This is a genomic window from Mycobacterium shunyiense, from assembly GCF_058270035.1.
Genome location: NZ_JBZDPT010000031.1, coordinates 581221 through 596607 on the forward strand (window position 1 = coordinate 581221; position 15387 = coordinate 596607).

Annotated in this window: 8 protein-coding genes; 7 read left to right on the plus strand and 1 reads right to left on the minus strand. The window is 62.0% G+C overall.

All coding sequences use genetic code 11. The annotated features are described in order from the left end of the window. Positions 1-258 precede the first annotated feature (258 nt). Positions 259-510, minus strand: a complete 252-nt coding sequence (locus AC4ELS_RS19915; protein ID WP_499048782.1) for a hypothetical protein — start codon at positions 508-510, stop codon at positions 259-261. Between the two features lie 110 nt (positions 511-620). On the opposite strand from AC4ELS_RS19915, the gene AC4ELS_RS19920 reads away from it, so the two are divergent. From AC4ELS_RS19920 to AC4ELS_RS19950, 7 genes are all read left to right on the plus strand, one after another. After that, a complete protein-coding gene (locus AC4ELS_RS19920) occupies positions 621-2726 on the plus strand; it encodes an N-6 DNA methylase (protein ID WP_499048785.1) in 2106 nt (701 codons plus the stop codon). Between the two features lie 76 nt (positions 2727-2802). Beyond that, on the plus strand, positions 2803-4539 hold the full coding sequence (locus tag AC4ELS_RS19925; protein ID WP_499048788.1) for a type I restriction-modification system subunit M: 1737 nt from the start codon (positions 2803-2805) through the stop codon (positions 4537-4539). Beyond that, the gene (locus AC4ELS_RS19930; RefSeq protein WP_499048791.1) at positions 4536-5756 is read left to right on the plus strand and encodes a restriction endonuclease subunit S; all 1221 of its coding nucleotides are present in this window, start codon (positions 4536-4538) and stop codon (positions 5754-5756) included. Before AC4ELS_RS19925 ends, AC4ELS_RS19930 begins: the two co-directional genes overlap by 4 nt. Positions 5757-5758: 2 nt before the next feature. Then, a complete protein-coding gene (locus tag AC4ELS_RS19935; protein ID WP_499048794.1) occupies positions 5759-8878 on the plus strand; it encodes a type I restriction endonuclease subunit R in 3120 nt (1039 codons plus the stop codon). Positions 8879-8922: 44 nt separating this feature from the next. Next, positions 8923-12270: a helix-turn-helix domain-containing protein gene (locus tag AC4ELS_RS19940; protein ID WP_499048797.1), complete on the plus strand. Its 3348-nt coding sequence runs from the start codon at positions 8923-8925 to the stop codon at positions 12268-12270. 165 nt (positions 12271-12435) lie between these two features. Continuing rightward, positions 12436-13935: a hypothetical protein gene (locus AC4ELS_RS19945; protein WP_499048799.1), complete on the plus strand. Its 1500-nt coding sequence runs from the start codon at positions 12436-12438 to the stop codon at positions 13933-13935. Positions 13936-14247: 312 nt separating this feature from the next. Beyond that, entirely contained in the window at positions 14248-15219 is a 972-nt protein-coding gene (locus AC4ELS_RS19950; protein WP_499048802.1) for an IS481 family transposase, read from the plus strand. The last annotated feature ends 168 nt before the right edge of the window (positions 15220-15387 follow it).

Sequence of the window (15387 nt, forward strand, 5' to 3'; positions counted from 1 at the left end):
GCTGCATACTGGGATCAAGCGCGAGTATGCGTAACCCAGAGATGAGGCTGTGAATTGCATATACCTATTGACAGGTAGGCAATCGCATGCGATCTTTGTGTCATGTCCTTCACAAAGTTGGGAAGCCGCTCCTCGCGGGAGCGGACTGCTGGCCAGCGCCGCATCGTGTTGGTCGATATCGAAAACGTGGTCGGCGGGTCCGCCGCGGTTCACGACCACGTTGCATGGGCAAGGGAGACAGTGGAGCGCATCGTGTCGCTACGGCCCGGCGACCACGTGGTAGTTGGGTGTGGTCCCGGAGGGCTTCTGGATCTCGGCTGCACATGGACTCACGTGCGGTACGTAGTGCGTTCGGGACTGGATGGTGCCGACCTGGCGCTGCTTGACGTACTTGGGGAGAACATCCCGCGCCGGTTCACGGAGGTCGTCCTCGTGTCCGGCGACGGAATCTTCGCCGATGCAGTCGCAGTCTTTGCCGCACAAGGCATTCACACAACAGTCGTCGCTCACCGGGGCGGCCTATCGCGGAGGCTGGAACTCGCCGCCAATACGGTTAAGTTCCTGCCCGACTGTCCAACACCTGGACCCGGCTTGGCCGTGGCGCAGAAGTGTGTGGCCTGATGAGCAATTCGGCAGAAGCGCTGCTCACGCCGAGCCAGATTGCCGAATTGGCCGGCGTCTCGCGAGGCGCGGTTACCAATTGGCGGAAGCGCCCCAGCAGTATCCCGTTCCCGGAACCCGTTCCCGGCTCCGAAGCCAAGCCGTTGTATGACCGGTCGAAAGTCATTGCCTGGCTCGCCGCTGCGAAGCCGGAGATTCAGATTCGAAAAGACAACGGACAAGCCGCGCTCGCGCATGTGTTGAACGCTCTGCGAGACCGTGTTCCGGCGTCTGTGTCGGCCGAACTCGCTTTGGCCCTGTGCTGTGCACGAAAATTATCTGCAGACGCCAACGACGGTGTGTGGCAACAAATTACGGACGTCGATCCTCCCGAAGTTGCCAACTTCCTCCGTGAAGAAGTTGGACGGGCAGCCGTCGCGGACATGCGGTGGAGCGATGTTTCATCCGCTGTCGACGAAGTCGCTCGGTACGCACATGGCAACTCTGCAAGGGACGCGATAACGGCGCTCGTCAAGGTCGTTGATGAAATCGACCCGAAGCATCTAGCGGAAGTGCCAGACGAGGTACTCCGACGCGGAAGCAGTGAGCGTGGCCGCGCAGCCGGGTACGGGGTCGGTGAATACGGCGTCGTGGGGTCGCGAATCTCGGAGCTGTTGTCCAACTTGGCAGCATCTGCGAAAGGCCTTGTGTACGACCCTGCATGTGGAATCGGCGAGGCGCTCGTACAGACCTCGGCTAAGAACGCGGGCAAGGCTCGGATGGTCGGGCACGACATCAATGCGCAGGCTTTACGCGTTGCTCGTATGCGGAGTTCACTTCATGGGGTCGATGCAGAGTTCGCTCTGGGCGACGTGTTGGCCGAAGACCCGGATTCCGACCTTCACGCTGACGCGATCATCGCCGAGCCGCCGTTCGGTATGGACTGGGCGCGGTCGCAAAATATTGCGGACCCGCGGTGGGCTTTCGGCATACCACCGACGAACAGCTCGGAGTTGGCCTGGATTCAGCATGCGATCGCGCATCTGAAGCCGGGCGGGAGTGCATACATTGTCACGTCCCTCGGTCCGCTGACAGCGAGTGGTCGCAGCGCCGCGATTCGAGCCGAGCTACTCCGATCGGGGTGGATTGAAGCCGTAATCTTGCTGCCCCCAAAGATGTTGCCACATACCGGCATTCCGGTAGCACTCTGGGTGGTGCGCGTCGCGGAGGGTCCGAATGAGACGCTTCCGGTGTTACTTATCGACGCAACGCAATCGGCCAGCCCAGAAACTCTCGCAAATTCGTGGTTAAACCTCGGCGAGGGCGGTCCTGCGATGCCTGATGCTCCGCCGCATGCACTCATCAAGACAGTGGACCTGCTCGCGGACGATGCACAGCTTGACCCACGACGTTGGGTGAAAACACCGGGATCTGATCCCGATGACGTGGCTGCTCGTTTCGTTGCCACTCAACGAGCCCTCCGGGGTGCCCTCGCCGAGCTGATGGATCACACGGCGATGCCAATAACTCACGGAACCTATGCGGCACCACGAGTATTGACTGTGAAAGAGCTCGTCCAACTCAACGTGGCATCGATTCAGAACGGACGCGCCAAGAAGGACGATCTCGGCGAGGAAGAAATCGCCGTGCTGGTCATGCCCAGCGACGTGCGCCACGGACTTGCAGACATCGTGGACGTGCCGACCGACGGAAGGTCAGACCTGATCGAGCGACCGGACGAACGAACTCGCCCCGGCGACGTGTTGGTAACGACGTGGAATGCCGTACGGGCGGTCGTCGACGAGCATGGTGGACGCATTCTTGGGAATGGCGTGTATCGGCTTCGCGTCGATGAGAAGCAGTGCATCCCGCACTTCGTCGCTCAGTGCTTGTGCGGTACTTGGAACGAACGGTTCAGCAAGGGCGCGACGATTCGACGTGTTGACCTGCGGGATCTGGAAATTCCCCTGCTCCCGCTGGCGGAGCAGGAACAGCTGGTCAATGCGCTGCAGGAGGTGCAGCAGCTAGCCGATCAGGCCGCTGCTGTTGCGGAAGCCGCTGCCGCCACAGCATCCGCGCTACTCGACGCCGTGCGCTACAACGCTCCAATTGGCCGAGACAAGTGATCCGGCCCAACGCCCGAATCGGGGTGTCACACTCGTGCGACCCGTACGTTGAGCACAGTTCTAGGAGGAGAGTCGGTTGAGCAAGCTGGGCAACTTCGTGTGGGGGATCGCGGACCAACTCCGCGGCGTGTACAAGCCGCACCAGTACGGCGGCGTGATCCTGCCGTTCACCATCCTGCGGCGCCTGGACTGCATCCTCGAACCCACCCGCGACGAGGTCCGCGCGCTTGCCGAGAAGTACTCAGGCGGCGCCCTGGACGTGCAGGTCAAGCGCAAGACCGGCCTGCAGTTCTACAACACCAGCCCGTTCGACTTCAAGCTGCTGCTGGAGGACCCCGAGGGCCTGCGGGCGAACCTCATGGACTACATCACTGGGTTCTCCGCGAACATCGACGTCTTCGAACGGTTCAAGTTCGAGAACGAGCTCGCCACCCTCGACGAGAAGAACCGCCTGTACCTGGTGGCGTCGCAGTTCGCCGAGGTCGACCTGCACCCCGACGTCGTTTCCAACGCCGAGATGGGTGACCTGTTCGAGCACCTGATCTACAAGTTCGCGGAGGCCTCCAACGAGGAGGCCGGCGAACACTACACCCCGCGCGACGCGATCCGCCTGATGGTGGACCTGCTGTTCGCCGAGGACAACGAAGCCCTGCTCGAACCCGGCACGGTGCGCACCATCTATGACCCCACCGCCGGCACAGGCGGGATGCTGTCCGTCGCCGAGGAACGGCTGCTGGAGCGGAACCCGGACGCTCGGCTGCGGCTCTACGGGCAGGAGATCAACGACCAGTCCTACGCGATCTGCAAGTCCGACATGATCGCCAAGGGCCAGGACGCGGGGAACATCAAGCTCGGCGACACCCTGGCCGACGACCTGTTCTTCGACCGGACCTTCGACTTCTGCATGTCCAACCCGCCCTACGGTGTGGATTGGAAGGCCTCACAGGAGTCGGTGAAGAAGGAGGCGCTCGCTCCGAATTCCCGCTTCTCCCACGGTCTCCCATCGGTCGGGGACGGGCAGATGCTGTTCCTGTCCCACCTCGCGTCGAAGATGCGGCCCACGCACGACGGCGGCGGCCGCGCCGGCATCGTCCTCAACGGCTCACCGCTCTTCAACGGCGGCGCAGAGTCCGGTCCATCGCTGATCCGACAGTGGCTCCTTGAGTCCGATCTGGTGGAGGCGATCGTCGCGCTGCCGACGAGCATGTTCTTCAACACCGGCATCGCCACGTACATCTGGATCCTGGACAACACGAAGCGCCCGGAGCGCGTCGGCAAGGTGCAGCTGATCGACGCCACGTCGTTCTGGACCAAGATGCAGAAGAACCTCGGCGCGAAGGGACGAGAGGTCGACGCGAAGTCCCGGGATCGGATCCTGACGCTGTACGACGCGTTCGACGAAGCCGACCCTGACTATTCGAAGGTGTTCACGGCCCACGATTTCGGGTACTGGACGGCAACGGTGGAGCGTCCACTGCTGACCGCGGCGGGGAAGGTGTCGACGGACCGGAAGGGGAATCCGAAACCGGACGCGAAGCTGCGGGACACCGAGAACATCCCGTTCACCTACGGCGGGAACACCGAGGGTGATGCTGGCCGAGGGGAGACGATCAAGGCGTACTTCGACACCGAGGTCCTCCCGCACGTGCCCGACGCCTGGATCGACACGGCGAAGACCAAGGTGGGCTACGAGATTCCGTTCACCCGACACTTCTACAAATACGTCGCGCCCCGGCCGCTCGCCGAGATCGACGCGGAGCTGGAGAAGCAGGTCGCGAAGATCATGGAACTGCTGCGTGAGGTCGAGCGATGACGATCGCGTTGAATCCGTTTTCACCCACTCAGGGTTCTGTGTATGCGTCGATCGGCACCTCCTTCACTGTGACGCTCGGGAAGATGCTGGATGCGGGACGCACAGTAGGTCCTGATGCATCGATGCTTCCGTACATCCGGGCCGCCAACATTCAAGACTCTGGTCTCGTCCTGACAGACGTGAACACGATGCCGTTCACCGAGTCTGAGGCCTCCATCCTTGACTTACGCCGAGGTGACGTTCTCGTTGTTGAGGGCGGTGCAGTTGGCACGTGTGTCGTGCTCGACGAGGACCTTCACGGGTGGTCGTTTCAGAAGACGGTCAACCGAGTCCGCTCGGTCGGAATGTCTTCGCCGCGATACTTGGCGTATGTACTTCGTGCGTATCGAGATGCCGGGGTAATAGACATCCTCTGCAACAAATCCACCATTCCACACCTCACGGCTGAGAAACTTCGAGCACTTCGGATCCCCGTCTGGGCGCCAGCCGAGCAGCGAGCGATCGCCGACTTCCTGGACCGGGAGACGGCCCGGATCGACACGCTCATCGAGGAGCAGCAGCGGCTCATTGAGATGCTCGGACTTCGTAAACGCGCTGTCCTAGACGAGGTGACGGCGACGGCCGCTGGAACTCGCGTCCGCCTCAAGTACCTGTTCACCCCGTCGTCTGAAGCAAACCATCCGGCCGAAGAAGTCCTGTCGGTCTATCGCGACTACGGGGTCATCCCGAAGTCCTCCCGCGACGACAACTTCAACCGCACACCGGAAAACGTCGCCCGCTATCTGCTTGTTCGGCCAGGCGATGTGGTCATCAACCGCATGAAGGCGTGGCAGGGTTCGCTAGGCGTCTCAGAGTACCGGGGCATCGTGAGCGGCGACTACGAAGTGGTGCGCCCGATCGATGATCGTCTACTACCGCGGTTCGCCCATCTGTTCCTGCGCAGCCCGCTGATGGTCGCCGACTACGCGGTGAGGTCTACCGGAATCCGCCCGTCGCAGTGGCGCCTCTACTGGGACCAGATGGGCAATATCGAGGTCCCGGTGCCGCCGCTCGCTGACCAGGCCAGCACCGTGGGGCGGATCGACGAGCAGACGGCGAAGATCGATACCCTGATCGCGGAGACGGAGCGGTTCATCGAGTTGGCGCGGGAACGCCGCTCGGCGCTGATCACCGCCGCAGTGACCGGGCAGATCGATGTGCGCGGGGAGGTGGCCTGATCGTGGCGCAGCACAACGAGATCGAGTTCGAGAAGGAGATCGCCGAATACCTCGCCGCGCACGGCTGGGAGTACTCCTCGGACGACACCGGCTACGACAAGGAGCGGGCGCTGTTCCCCGAGGACGTCCTCGGGTGGCTGGCAGACACGCAGCCCGACCAGTTGGAGAAAGTGGTTAAGCCGGGCTCGAAGGACCTGGCGAAGCAGCAGGCGCAGCTGCTGGACCGGATCGTGAAGGTGCTCGACGTGCCGTTGGAGAACGGCGGCGGCACCCTGAACCTGCTGCGGAAGGGCTTCTCGCACCTGGCGGCGAAGTTCCAGATGTGCGTGTTCAAGCCGGAGTCCACGCTCAACGCCAAGCGCAATGCCGACTACGCCGCGGTGCGACTGCGGGTGATGCGGCAAGTGCACTTCTCCACCGCCGACAACAGGTCTGTGGACCTGGTGTTTTTCGTTAACGGGCTGCCCGTGGCCACCGCGGAGCTCAAGACCGACTTCACCCAGACCGTCGCTGATGCGATCACCCAGTACCGCACCTCCAGGTTGCCGAAGGACCCCGCGACGGGGAAGGCGCAGCCGCTGTTCGAGTCCGGCGCGCGGGCTCTGGTGCACTTCGCGGTGTCCAACGACGAGGTGTGGATGACCACGAAGCTGGCGGGCGAGAAGACGCATTTCCTGCCGTTCAACCGCGGGACGGAGACCGGCGGGGCTGGAAACCCACTGAACCCCAACGGGTCACGGACTTCGTATCTGTGGGAGCGGGTCTTGCAGCGCGATGCGTGGCTAAACATCCTGGGCCGGCTGATGTACATCAAGCACGAGTCCACCACAGATCCCATCAGTGGTAAGACCACGAAGTCGTCGACGCTGCGGTTCCCGCGGTTCCACCAGTGGGAGGCAGTCACCGAGCTCACCGCCGCGGTCACCGCGGAGGGGGTCGGCAAGCGGTATCTGATCCAGCACTCGGCGGGGTCGGGGAAGACGGACTCGATCGCCTGGACGGCGCACCGGATGGCGCGGCTGCAGGTTGGCGACAAGAAGGTCTTCGATTCGGTCATCGTGGTCACCGACCGCAACGTCCTCGATGCGCAGCTGCAGGACGCGATCAAGCAGATCGACAACGACCAGGGCATCGTGGTGGCGATCGGCCGGGACGAGGCGGCCAAGGCCGGTGCCTCGAAGTCGGGGCTGCTGGCGAAGGCCCTGACCGACGGCAAGTTGATCATCGTCGTCACGATCCAGACGTTCCCGTTCGCGATGGACGAGATTCGAAAGAACAAGGGGCTCAAGGGCAAGAACTTCGCGGTCGTCGCCGACGAGGCGCACTCGTCGCAGTCCGGTCAGGTTGCCGGCAAGCTTAAGGCTGTGCTGACCGCCGAGGAGATCGACGAGATCAACAATGGTGGTGAGATCGACGTCGAGGCGATCCTCGCGGCGGAGGCCACCGAACGCGCGAGCTCGGAGAACATCTCCTACTTCGCGTTCACCGCCACGCCGAAGGGCAAGACACTCGAACTGTTCGGCCGCCCGCCGGCGCCGGGCGAGAACCCGGTGCCGTTCCACGTCTACACGATGAAGCAGGCCATCGAGGAGGGCTATATCCTCGACGTGCTGACCGGGTACCACTCGTTCAAGCTGGCGTTCCAGATCGGGCAGAACGCCGGCGGCGGCGAGGAGGTCGACCAGAACGAGGCGACCAAGGCCGTGATGAAGTGGGTCAAGCTGAACCCGCAGACCATCAGCCAGAAGTCGGCGCTCATCATCGAGCACTTCCGGGAGAAGATCGCGCCTCTGCTGGACGGGCACGCCAAGGCGATGGTCGTCGCCGACTCCCGCAAGGCCGCGGTCCGGTACAAGCTGGCGATCGACGACTACATCGCGAAGAACGGCTACGGCTTCGGGACGCTCGTCGCGTTCTCCGGGGCCGTGCAGGACCCCGAGTCCGGGCCGGAGGACTTCACTGAGGCGTCGATGAACCCGGGCGTGCACGATCTGCGGACGGCGTTCCGCGGAGATCAGTACAAGATCATGATCGTCGCGAATAAGTTCCAGACCGGGTTCGATCAGCCGCTGCTGTGCGCCATGTATGTCGATCGCATTCTGTCCGGTGTAACTGCGGTGCAGACCCTTTCGCGGCTCAACCGCACCTACCGCACCCCGTCCGGCACGCCGAAGACGGCGGCGGATACCCAAGTGGTGGACTTCGTCAACGAGCCCGCGGCGATCAAGGAGGCGTTCGAGCCGTACTTCACCGATGCGTTCCTCGAGACTGCGACCGACCCGAACCTGGTGCACGACCTCGCTGCGAAGATCGACACCGCGGCGATCTACACGCAGGCCGAGATCGACCAGTGTGCCGAGGCTTTCGTGAAGGGCAAGGGCAACAGCGCGCTGGCTGGTGCGGTCGGGCCCGGGCAGAAGCGGTTCGCCGAGCGGTACACCGCGGCATTGATCCACAACGGCGGCGAGGGCGACAAGGCCGCGCTCGCCGAGCTGGACATGTTCCGCAAGGACGTGGGGTCGTTCGTCCGGCTCTATGACTTCATGTCGCAGATCATTGACTACGGGGATCCGGAGTTGGAGAAGAAGCAGATCTATCTGCGACTGCTGGACCGGTTCATCCAGTCGGAGAACTACACCGCCCCGATCGATCTATCTGACGTCGTACTGAAGCAGGTCAAACAGGTCGACAAGGGCAGGGTTGACATCGGGCTTGGTACGCGGGTCGGACTGTCCGGGGTAACCGCGGCCGGGTCGGGTGAGAAGCGTGACCCGAAAATGGTTGCCTTCCAACAGGTCCTCGACCGGCTCAATGACCTGTTCGGCTCCGAGGACTTCACCCAGTCTCAGAAGGTTTCGTTCCTCGAAGCGTTACTGCGGACACTGCTCGAAGATCATGCGCTCGTGCAGCAGGCGAAGGTCAACACCACCAAACAGTTCGTTGAGTCGCCCGACTTTGACGATGCGGTCACTGGTGCGGTCGCCGACAACCAAGGTGCCCACGAAAAGATGAGCGACTACTTCTTCACCAATGCGCCTGGTCGATCACACCTTATGTCAGATATCGCCAAGTGGTTCTATCAGGTCGTTGCATCCGATGTTGAGGGCGCGTCGTTGCAATGAACGCCCCTGGCCGGCGCTCGCCTGGTGTTTCGGCGGAAGCTCTGTTGTCCAGAATCGGCGGGAAAGGTATCACCATGGTACGGCCGTATCCAAAGGAATTTCGTGACAACGTCGTACGAGCGGTCCAACAGCGTGAGAAAGGTGTGACGATTGAAAAGATCGCTGGTGATTTCGGGGTGCACCCAACGACGGTGGCGAAGTGGATTCGGCAAAGCGACAACGGCGACGGTGCCACCCGGGTGGAAAGCGAGCGTATCGTGGATGACTCGGATCAACTCGGCGGTGAGCTAGCTGCGATTTCGATCGATGACCCGGTTCGTCAGGGACCCGGCAAGGTCACCGAACCGCCGATTGATCCCCAGCTTGAACTCCTCCCCACCGACTCAATGGATTGGGAGGACTTCGAGCGACTGTTGCTGGATCTCGGGAGACACGAGCTCGGTCTGCGCTCCCTCAGCTACTTCGGAAAGAGGGGGCAAGCCCAAAAAGGCCTTGATGTCATCGGTACCAATGCCCACGGAACTGCCGAAGGTATCCAGTCAAAGCGATACCAGCAGTTCACCGTCGCTGACCTGAACAAAGCTGTCGACAAGTACACACGGTCGACCCTGCCGTTCACTCTTGTCCGACTGGTGATCGGCGTGGGCTGTAAAGCAGACGACCTGGCTCTCGTTGAACGCAAGACTGCGCTCAACCAACAACACCATCCGTTAGAGATCGACGTCTGGGACCAGTCACGGATCTCGGAGATGCTGCGCGACAAGCCAGAGATCGTCATCAAATACTTCGGTGCACGGGCCGCCGAACGCTTCTGTGTCCCACACGTACTTACCCCTGTCGAGATCGCAGGCCCTGATGCAGTTGCGACCGCAGAGGCAGTCTTGCTTGGCCCCCTTGCAAGCACTGATGTCCAGGGACTACTTGACAGAGCCAAGAAGACATCTGCCGACGATCCTGCCGGTGCGCTCGTGCTCTATCGCGAGATCCAGAGCCAACTGATTGCAGCGGGGTTTCCCGGCCACGCAGCCGAATTCGACAATGCGGTGGCAGCGCTCTGTGTTCGTGCAGGAGAGGAAGACACGGCAATCCGCCTGCTCATGGACGCTCTCTGGACGGCCGAGAATACCGGCAACTCACTGCGGGCCGACCGCGTGGCCGGTATTCTGCGAGACCTCGCAGGCTTCCCCGCGTTCGGGCGGACTCGGACTCAAGCACCTCGTACTCCGACCCTTGGCGCTGCTTTCGAGATCGCCGACTTCATCACAGACCATTTCCACTCGCCGCTTCCCGCGCGCATCGACTTGCCCACTGAAGCAATTGAACTAGTCGACAGTGCGGACCGTGCCCGCACTGTCCTTTTCGCCGCCGAATGCGCTCTAGGGAATGACGACCTAGCGTGGATCACCGCGCACCAGGAGCAGATCGAATCGACCGCCGCAGAGGTCGCCAGCACCCACATCGATGTGGCGGTACGGTTGCGACTCACCGTGGCCGACGCCACTGGCGAATGGTCTCACCTAATCCACAGCGCGAGAACGGGGATGCCGAGAGATCTCAAGGCATTGACCCTTGCGCGGCATGCCCGCCACAAACTGCTTCAGGCATCGCCAACGGAAGCGGACAGCGAGTGGCAAGAAGCCATCGGCGAGGCATGTCTGGCGAAGCGCCACGCCGATGCGGCGGACTGGCTCTACAGTCAGCGTTTCGTCTCAACTCGCTACAAGGGCATCCACGAAGACAAATGGCACCCGTTGGCGAGCGCCCTCTCCGAGCTTCCCTCGCGTCCGAAGATCGTCACCAGTGCGGACGACGCACGGGAACGAGCGTTGGCGGCCCTGCACAACGACGCGCCGAGAGTTGCCGCAATCAACCTGCGTCGACACCTTCTCGACGGGATCAGGTCGGCGTCCATCTTCGACGAACTTGAGGCACGTCGTCTACTTGGCGAGATCTACCGTGCCACAGGCGATCTCCCGCTAGCTGCCTATTACGCAATTGGGGCAGGCGACTATAAGGAGGCGCGCGCAGTTGCTGTTGCGTTCGGCGATGCCTACCACGATGTCACCGAGCCGATGAAGAGTCCCTTGTCCTGGGTGGCTGCCTCCGCGTTACAGTTCGCGACCGAACAAGCCGATCTCATCCCCGATGATCAGCTCGACCATGTCATCGAACTAGCGCTCAGCGTGATCAACGACGTCGCCGCGGGCAAACTCCTCGACTCTCCAATCATCAGTCCGCAAATGTACTTGTCAGCGTATGGCCTGCTCGCGGCATTGTCCGCGCGACTTCCCACGCAACCTGCTCAGGCGCTGCTTGACATGCTCGCCGAATCCGTAGTGGTCAAGGAACATCATTACCGGCGGACAGACGAAAGCCATGTTGCGATTGCGGCAGGTATCGCTCGCGCCCACGGCGATGATCTTCGCACGGTCGCACTTGAGCAGCTCGTCGGATTGTATGCGCGGGGAGCGCACCCGTTCCGGTCGACTGCACGGGATGTACTTGTGGCCAACCTCGACCAGGTGGGTAATCGGCTCCAGGAGATGGCTGGCGGTGGTCACCACGAGGCGGCTGCCCTGCTCGGGTACAGCGACCCTAATCAGGTCAATCCGGAAGCGGCTCAGGCGGGTGCGCAGCGCTTGCGCGAACCACGCAAGAATGGGCCGAATCGCATTGCAACTGGAACGGGTGCTGTCGGCGACTCGCTGCTCGCAGCCGTGCTGCCGATAGATGAACGCATTGCATGCATCGAGATGCTCATGTCAAACGCGGCGTCGCCGTGGGAACCGTCTTCGAATCGGGACAGCTATCTGCTTGCGGCAGGTAACCTGGCGGATGATCTCGATGAAGAACGCCGCAGCGAATTCCTCTCAAAGGCTATAGATTTTGCGGTGAATCCGCCACTCTCGCAGGCGGACGCGCTCAACGGTTCGATGAGCAGCCCGTTAGGCGCAATGCGTATCAATGACAGGAGTGACTGCCGGCCGGCGGCCGCATACCTCGCGGGGCGACTGGCAAAATCGCCTGAGGAGAAGCGATTGGTACGTGATACAGCGCTCCGCCTCATCGGTATCGGCAGCGACGACGATTACAGAGTCGCCAAGACACTGCAACTCGTCCAATCCGAACTCGGTGACAGCCTAGGCCTGCTTGCCCAGGGCAGTTGGACATTGAGGAGCCTCGCAGCAATCTTATGGGCCGAATCGATGGAGATTCCGGAGTACCTCGGCGATGCGCTCAGCCAGGACCCGGACGTCCGAGTAAGGCGTGCGCTCGCAAGCGCACTGGCCAATACAGACAACCGGCAAGGGTCAGGCGCCCGAGAGAAGCTCCTCCAGGACCCGCGATGGTCTGTCCGTTCAGTTCTGCCAGCGATTACGCTGCCGGACTAAGTGCCGATCGGAATACTTAGGAAATGAAGAACCGCCGTCAAATGATCTGCGACGCACTCGTCGTGAGTCAGTCCGTAGGAAGGCAGGTCATCGACGCCCGGCTTGCATCCAACGTGAGAACTTGCAGCGGCGGCAGCCAAGCCCGACCCGGCGCGCGGTGAAAAGATGACCAGTGTGGGCGATAGCGAGTGGGCCAAAGCTGCGGTGCTCGATGCGTCCTTTCTCGATAAGGGCCGCCTCAATATTGGCGATATCGAACGTCTGGCCCATGGTCTCGAAGCGCGCGGCGCCGAGCTGTGGATTCCAGAAGTTGTGGTGCTGGAGTTTGCGGTGCATGCCTGGGAAGACCTGACGTCGGAACGGCAGATGCACAAGAGGTTGCGTCAGGCCGGCCTTGCCGGCAGTCGACCGCTTTCAGATCTCGACAGTGCGCAGATCGCCGACGAGCTGCTCAAGACATGCGCCGACATTCCGAATGTCATCGTCATCGGGTTGACCGGCAAATCGGCAATTGCTGGCCTGCGTGATCAGATCCTGGGCACCGGCCCCGGCTCCGCGAAGACTGGCGTGCGCACTGGTGCCGCCGATTCCGCCTGGGTGCGTGGTGCCCTCGACCGGGCCAACAACGAGCTTCGATCGGTCGTCTTCCTCAGCCGTAACGAGGACGATGTGGTGAAGACTGCCCTGGCCCTTGGCCACGCGAAGAGCGATATGCGGATTTGGAAGCAAACCGGCACAAAAGTCGAAGAAGAGATGCTCGACAAGTTCTTCGGCCCAGCGCCCGCCCCACCTGAGCCGGTTGAGCCAATCGACGTGGTCACGGTGCTCGAGATCGTCGCTGCGTCGCTGCAGAGCGACTATGAAGCGGCGAGGAATGCCTACGATCGTCATGGGCCGCCCCCGGAATGGATCGACATTGGTGACGTCAGCATCGGCAGGAATCATGGCTGGGGCGACGACGACGAGATCGAAACGATGATGGATCCCGAAGCCGAAGTCGAACCCGGTGTGGAGCTTGTTGACGTTGCGGTGACGGACGTTTACGCCGCCGACGAGGACGGAACTGGGGTGATGGTCGACTACACCGTGCGTCTGCTCGCCGATGTTCGAGTCGAAGGCCAGAAGATCAATAACGATGGCGACGGATACTGGGACTGGGTGATCCTGCGCGACCGCCTGCTGACCGTGCCTTACACCGCAGAGCTCCGCGGCGGTGCCCTGATCGGCATTACGCAGACTGACGCAGCCGAAAACGACACTGCATCACCACGTTTCGATGATAATTTCGATGCCTACCAGTGGCTTTACACGGAGGAACTGAGCACGTGGCAGAACATCTCCGTCCATCCCCTCGGCGATGATCGCGACCTGCCAAAGATGTTCGAGCTGCGAGGTCCAGGCGGGCGGGTCGAAAGGGCCGAATTGCTTCCCCCGGCCGACCTCGCCGAGGACTGGACACTGGAGTTTGAGACAACGGGCGCAAGTATTAACTCAACTTACGACCACACCGCCCGAGCCGCATTGGGTCGGCATGACTCGTTCGACGTCTTTCCGCCTGCGTCGCTTGACAGCAGAATTCGCCGAGCATCAGGAGCGTGGCCGGAGCCTTACACAGCGTTGGCCGAGATATGGGTGTACCTCATGGGCATATCGGGAGTTAAGTAGAAACACACAGATTGAATGGAGCATCGCGCAAGCGCTGCGCCGGACGATCAATAGTCAACGGCCCGTTTGGTGTGCGAGACATCTTCAGGTCTTCAGGTATCGCTGTAGGAAATGCAGTGTTTCGTGAGACAAACCATCGTGCAATCGTCGTGAGACAACGAGCAAAACCCGCGGTCAGGCGGGTCGCTCGATGCAGCCGAAGATGAGAACCTACACCCACACAGGTTGTGAACGGCGTGGTGAGCGTAAATAGGTGAGGACCTCCGGTATCGGTGTGGTTACCACACACACCCCGATCACCGAGAGGTCCTCATGGTCCACGCTAATGCCTGTTTGACTCCGAAGGGCCGGTTGCGGCTGGCTCGCTGTGTCGTCGACGACGGATGGGCCTACGCCCGGGCGGCGGAACGATTCCAATGCTCGAGGGCCACGGCCAAGAAGTGGGCCGACCGCTACCGGGCCGGCGGCCAGGATGCGATGGCGGATCGGTCCAGTCGGCCGCATCGCAGCCCGCGGCGCCTGTGCCAGCGGCTGGAGCGGCGGATCATCAAGGTGCGCTTCACGCGTCGTTGGGGGCCGCACCGCATCGCCGCGCACCTGCGGCTGCCACGCTCGACCGTGGAGGCGGTGCTACGCCGCTACCGGATGCCGCTGCTGGGTGATCTGGACCAGGCCAGTGGCCTGCCGGTGCGCAGGCCCAAGCCGCACCGCTACGAACACGCTGCACCCGGGGATCTGGTCCATGTCGACATCAAGAAGCTCGGGCGTATCCCCGACGGTGGTGGGCACCGCAAACTGGGCCGCCAAGCCGGCCGCCGCAACCGCGCCAACATGGGTTACTCCTACCTGCACCATGCCCTCGACGATCACAGCCGGTTGGCGTATTCGGAGATCCTCGATGATGAACGCAAGCAGACCGCCGCGGATTTCTGGGTCCGCGCCCGGGCGTTCTTCGCCGATCACGGTATCACCGTCAAACGGGTGTTGACTGACAACGGATCCTGTTATCGGTCAAAGGTTTTCGCTGACGCACTCGGCAAGGACGTCACCCACAAATTCACTCGGCCGTATCGTCCCCAGACCAATGGCAAAGTGGAGCGATTCAACCGCACGCTCGCCACCGAATGGGCCTACGCGCAGATCTATCTGTCCGACCAGGCCCGTGCAGCGACCTACCCGGACTGGCTGCATCACTACAATCACCACCGACCCCACACCGGCATCGGCGGCAAGACACCCATCGAACGCCTACGCGTTCACAACCTGTGTGGGAATTACAGCTAGGTCGACAACAGTTGTAGGTTTTCACGGAACGTGGCGGAATCTCACGACTGATGGCGGGGCGATGGCGGATCCGCCAAGTTCGTGAGACCCGCGGCTATCGCCGAATCGGCTCGCGGTTTCGGCGGCCTGAATCAGAGTGGGACGGGATTGTCCCGTTGCACATCGCGC